This is a genomic window from Kitasatospora sp. NPDC088861, from assembly GCF_044750105.1.
Taxonomy (GTDB): Bacteria; Actinomycetota; Actinomycetes; order Streptomycetales; family Streptomycetaceae; genus Kitasatospora.
In genome coordinates this window covers 1-4,710 of the sequence record NZ_JBIVJF010000064.1, presented here as the reverse complement: position 1 = coordinate 4,710, position 4,710 = coordinate 1, and the positions used below count along the sequence as shown (strand labels likewise).

Here is a 4,710-nt window from a genome sequence, read left to right as displayed (position 1 = left end):
ACCAACCGCCTGACCGCCAGTCCCGACAAAATCGGGCAATACCTCCGCCCGAAACCTCTCGCAGCAGCCTAAATCGGTATCGAACACCCTCTGAGCAGGCGAGGCCCGCCGTGAACCCCGCTGCCAGAGGGCCGGTTCGTCACCGCGAGCCGCACCCGGGCGGTTCCCGCCGCGGCGGCCGCGCGCGCACCCGAGGGCCCCGGTGCGGGCGTCGGCCCGGTCAGCCCGGTCCGAACACATGCCATCCTGCGAAGTGCGCAGCGGGAGAGCGATTTTACTGATGGTTTGTTGACATGGGGTCAGGTCGGCAGTATCGGTGAGGAGAGTCTTTCGGGGGTGCTGCCATGACCGCGCGCGTACCTTGTCCACCGGCTCCCGGGCCCCTCGAGGGGTACGCGGCCAGGTTCGACGACCTCTTCAGCTCACTCGCCCAGCGGCGAGGATTCCGCGAGTACCTGACCGGTCTGCTACTGCCGCGGGACCGGAACAAGACGCTCACGGCCCTGGCCGGGGCCGAGCCGGTGGCCGGGGCTCAGCATCCGGCGGTGCAGCGGCTTCAGTTCTTCCTGTCGGAATCGACGTGGAAGTTCGAGCAGGTCAACGCCCGTCGGCTCGAGCTGTTGCTGGCCGATCCGGCCACCGCGCCACACGGCCAGGGCGTGTTGGTGATCGACGACTCCGGAAACCGCAAGGACGGCACGGCCACCGCCCATGTCGGGCGGCAGTGGCCGGGCCGGCTCGGGAAGACGCACAACGCCGTCGTCACGGTAACCACGCTCTGGGCGGATGAGCGCCTCTACTATCCGCTACACGCGGTGCCCTACACCCCGGCCCACCACTTCCCGAGGAAGCGCAACGACCCCGACTTTCACACCAAGCCGCAGCTCGCCACCGACCTTGCCGGCCAGGCCCAGCGGGCCGGGGTCACGTTCCGGGCGGTGGTGGCGGACTGCGGCTACGGCGACCACGACGAGTTCCGACACACCCTGCGCGAGGCCGGCCTGCCGTTCGTCATGGCCCTCAAGCCCCGCCGCGGTACCTGGGCCTACAGGGACCAAGCGCACACCCCGGTCGAAGCGGCACACGCCCTGACCTGGACAGATCCCGAGCACCCAGGCGAGTGGACGCCGGTTGTCCGCACCTTCCGCGACGGGCACACCGAGACCTGGTGGGCCGCCGACGCCCGCCTCGGAGCATGGGGACCCGACGGGTGGACCCGCCTGGTGGTGGCCACCGCAGACCCAGGCACCCTGCCGGACAAAGCCACCTGGTATCTGGCCACCGACCTGCCCCGACCCGGCTCACCCCGCACCGCCGACAGTCCCCACCCGCCCGCCGGCCTGGCCGAGCTCGTCCGGCTCTACGGCCTGCGGCACTGGATCGAGCAAAGCCACAAGCAGGTCAAGGACGAACTAGGCCGGGCCGACTTCCAGGTCCGCTCCGACACAGCGATCCGCCGCCACCAGACCCTCGTGAACTGCGCATTCTCCTTCTGCTGGGACGCCTGGTTCGCCGAAGAAACCACAGCACAGGACCAGGCCCAGCCAGCCGAAACCGCAGACTGGCCAGAGAGGGGGCACACCCGTGTCCCACCAGCCCCAGCAACCCAGTTGGCCCCGGGCCATCCGAGCAATCCGGGCCTGGCTCGACCCCTGGCACACCCTCCAACGCTACTGGCACGCCTGGTCGCAAACGCCCCCGCCACCCGAACTCCAAGCCCTCATCACCTCGTTGGCCACCGGCCGAGCCCTTGATCTCTACTTACGGGTTTAACAAACCACCGGTAAGCCACCCGGCGCCAGCACCAAACCCGCTGCCGCGAGGAAGTCCTCAAGGCTGATGACACCGCCGTCGGTGCCGTCGTCCCATTCGACGAGGAGCCCCGAGAGGCCCTCGTTCCAAGAGTCCGGCGTGTCGGCATCATCCTCAGGCCCACGATGCCACTCGACGCAGCCCTCACCATGCCGGTATCGGAGATACAGGTACTGGCCGTCTGCCGTCCAGGCATCCCACTGCAACGGGTAGGCAGAACATGGCTGCGTAGTTGCGGACCGAGAGCACCTGTTGGTGCGAGATGGCAGCACAAGGCGATGGTTGGAGCCCCGAGTGTCGATGAGAAGTGGCAGCGGTTCTGGCGCGTCGGGGGCGCGAGAATGTCCCAACGTGCCGCGCCACCCCGACGGGTGGCGCGGCACCCCAGTCAGGACGGATCGTCCTCCGTGGCCGTGGTGATGACGGTGGGCGGGATGCTGTCGGGCAGTGGTGTCCGTTCGCCTCCGTCCTCCTCGGTGAAGGCGCGCACGCCGGCCCCGCCGGGGAACTCGCCGGTCACGTAGTGGTCGGTGCGGAAGCCGAGCGAGGCCCGGGGGCCGAGTTCGGTGCCGTCCGCGCGGACCGGGACGAGTTGGTGGTGCTCCATCCACAGGCAACCGGAACTGCGCGGCGGCACGGCCAGCCCGTACGTCCTGGTCACCTCGTTCATCACGGTCACGCTCCGGCGCCTCTCGTAGCCCAGTTCGACGGTCGCCGACACCGAGTACGTGGTGGTTCCGGAGACGCCCATGCCGAAGGGCTTCGCGGACACCTCGATGCCGACCGCCACGCCAACGCTGATGCCGGTGGTGACGTTGAAGGCGGTGCTGTCCTCCCGGCTGACACCGGTGGTGACGGCCTCCGACTGCTCCTGCTGCACCGTCCCGTTGCGGTTGTCGCGGAACAGGGCGACGTCGAAGCGCCGGAGGCGGCGGATCCGGTAGAACGGCGAGTTGCGGATCTGCCAGTGCGCGTCGCGGACCGGGTCCTCGACCATGAAGTACGGCACGGTGACCGTGCGGTCGGTCACCGTCGTCTGCGCGGGCGGCCGGTCGAACGAGGTCAGGCGTGGCACACCCGGCCCGGGACGCCTCTCCACGACCGCCGGCAGGTCCAGCACCCAACCGGTCGGCGTCGACGACGGCCGGTCGGCCGTGAACACCGCCGTGAATCCCCCAGCCGGCACCAACAGCCGCTCCTCGGTGTCCTGGTTCGACTGCTGTGGCGCCACGACCGACCACAGCCGCATGTTCCCGCTCTCCAGCAACCTGTCGCCGAACTCGCCCCGTCGGACGTACAAGCGCCCGTTGTGCTCCCGTTTGACGCACACCACCGGGAAAGAACCAAAATCGGGATGTGGAGCGTTGGTGGCGACGATGTCGCCGAGGGCGATGTAGCCGTCCGGGGGGACGGGCCGCCAGATCCCGACGGAGACATCCTGGGGCAGGTCGCCGATCCGGTCGTAGCGCACGGGTGGCCGGAGCATGCTCCGGTCCGCCGAAAGGTCCCGCAGGAGCAGTGCGGCACCGTCCCGGGGGAGGCCGCCGGCGGTGAGGGGCGGCCCGAAGTGGTGCGCAGCGCGACCCCAGCCGTCGCGCATGGGCTCGTTCGCGGCGTAGATCGCGGAGTCGTGCCGGACGCCAGGCATGACGTTGGGCCAGACCCGGCGGATGTCCGGAGTGAAGCGCAGTTCTAGATCACCGTAGCGTTGGGTGGTCACACGGACCTCTCTCCTCGCTCAGAACCGTCACCTGACCCTAGGCCCTCCCTCCCGCCCTTCAGGAAGGGAAGAACAGGCCATGTGCGAGTCGGCCACCGGCCGTCTCCCGGCCCGCCGCCGCTGGGGGCGGCGTACCCAGGAACCCGACGCGGTACTTGCGCTGCAACGCGCGGCCGGACAGGCCCGCGCGAGCATCACGGCGGATCGCCGCGTACAGATCGACCTTGGACTTCGGCAGCACCAGGGACCCCTCGTCGTGCAGAGCACAACCATGGCCCCGAGGCAAGCACCCGAGTGCTCTCAAAACTCGGTACTCACGTACAAAGCCACAGAACACGTCTGCACAACCCGAATCAGCTTCCGAACCTCATCCGTATCCATCCGACGATGGTCGCGCAGCAGCAGATCTCTGGCAATCGGCTTCAGGCCGCCGCCACAGGCGCCCCAAGCAGCAGCCAGAGCACGCCATCAATGATCGGCCTGACAGCTCCTAGAGGGCGGGCTGTCACTCGCCAGTGTCGTACGGGTCGCGCAGAGGCCGTCGGGCGTTGAACAGCACAAGGGCGTGGAGGACCAGATCAGGCCCAGGGCCCCGATCTGGTCCTCCACGCCGTCTCAAGTCCACCGTGGTGGACTTGAGACGGAAGCCGACGAAGCGGGTGGAGGGCCTGGCCAGCTACCGGGGCAGCTTCGCGGTGCGCTCCGGGTAAGCGGTTCCGACGTAGCGCATGGCGGTGTCTTCGGTGATGCCGAAGAGCCGCATGAGCTTGAGCGGGTCGCCGGTGGCGAAGGCTTCGTCGAGGATCCGGTCCTGCCGGAGCCTGTCGAGGGTCTGCCCCTTGGGCAGGACCCCCTGCATGGTGATCCGGTGCACGGCCGGGTGGTCCGGATCGAGGGCGGTCTTCTGAGTGACCAGCAGGTGGGGATTGACGCTGGTGGGCCAGCGCTGGTGGCGGTAGGTCAGCCAGTCGGCGGCAAGGCGGTGGTGAGCCCCTCCAGGTAGAGGGTGTGCCGCCGCAGGCCGCGGCGCAGTTCGAGGGTGCTGCGGGCGAGGTTGAGGTCGGCGGTGAGTGCGGTGCGCTTCTCTGAGAGGGTGTTCGATACCGATTTAGGCTGCTGCGAGAGGTTTCGGGCGGAGGTATTGCCCGATTTTGTCGGGACTGGCGGTCAGGCGGTTG

At 68.7% G+C, this 4,710-nt stretch carries 4 protein-coding genes; 1 reads left to right on the top strand and 3 read right to left on the bottom strand.

The window, feature by feature from the left end:
* The first annotated feature begins 344 nt into the window (after positions 1–344).
* A complete protein-coding gene (locus ACIP37_RS37705; RefSeq protein WP_400811043.1) occupies positions 345–1,754 on the top strand; it encodes an IS701 family transposase in 1,410 nt (469 codons plus the stop codon).
* 446 nt (positions 1,755–2,200) lie between these two features.
* Here the strand turns inward: ACIP37_RS37705 and ACIP37_RS37700 are convergent, their stop codons facing one another.
* The 3 genes from ACIP37_RS37700 to ACIP37_RS37690 form a co-directional block, all read right to left on the bottom strand.
* Entirely contained in the window at positions 2,201–3,532 is a 1,332-nt protein-coding gene (locus tag ACIP37_RS37700) for a hypothetical protein (protein ID WP_400812592.1), read from the bottom strand.
* A gap of 58 nt (positions 3,533–3,590) precedes the next feature.
* Positions 3,591–3,773 carry a hypothetical protein gene (locus ACIP37_RS37695; protein WP_363588965.1) on the bottom strand — a complete coding sequence of 61 codons (183 nt, stop codon included), beginning with the start codon at positions 3,771–3,773 and terminating at the stop codon, positions 3,591–3,593.
* Positions 3,774–4,208: 435 nt separating this feature from the next.
* The gene (locus ACIP37_RS37690) at positions 4,209–4,406 is read right to left on the bottom strand and encodes a hypothetical protein (protein ID WP_363588963.1); all 198 of its coding nucleotides are present in this window, start codon (positions 4,404–4,406) and stop codon (positions 4,209–4,211) included.
* Between the last annotated feature and the right edge of the window lie 304 nt (positions 4,407–4,710).

What these genes read in the sequence shown, in the direction of transcription:
- ACIP37_RS37705 (WP_400811043.1), top strand. Translation starts at nt 345, where the DNA reads ATGACCGCGCGCGTACCTTGTCCACCGGCTCCCGGGCCCCTCGAGGGG.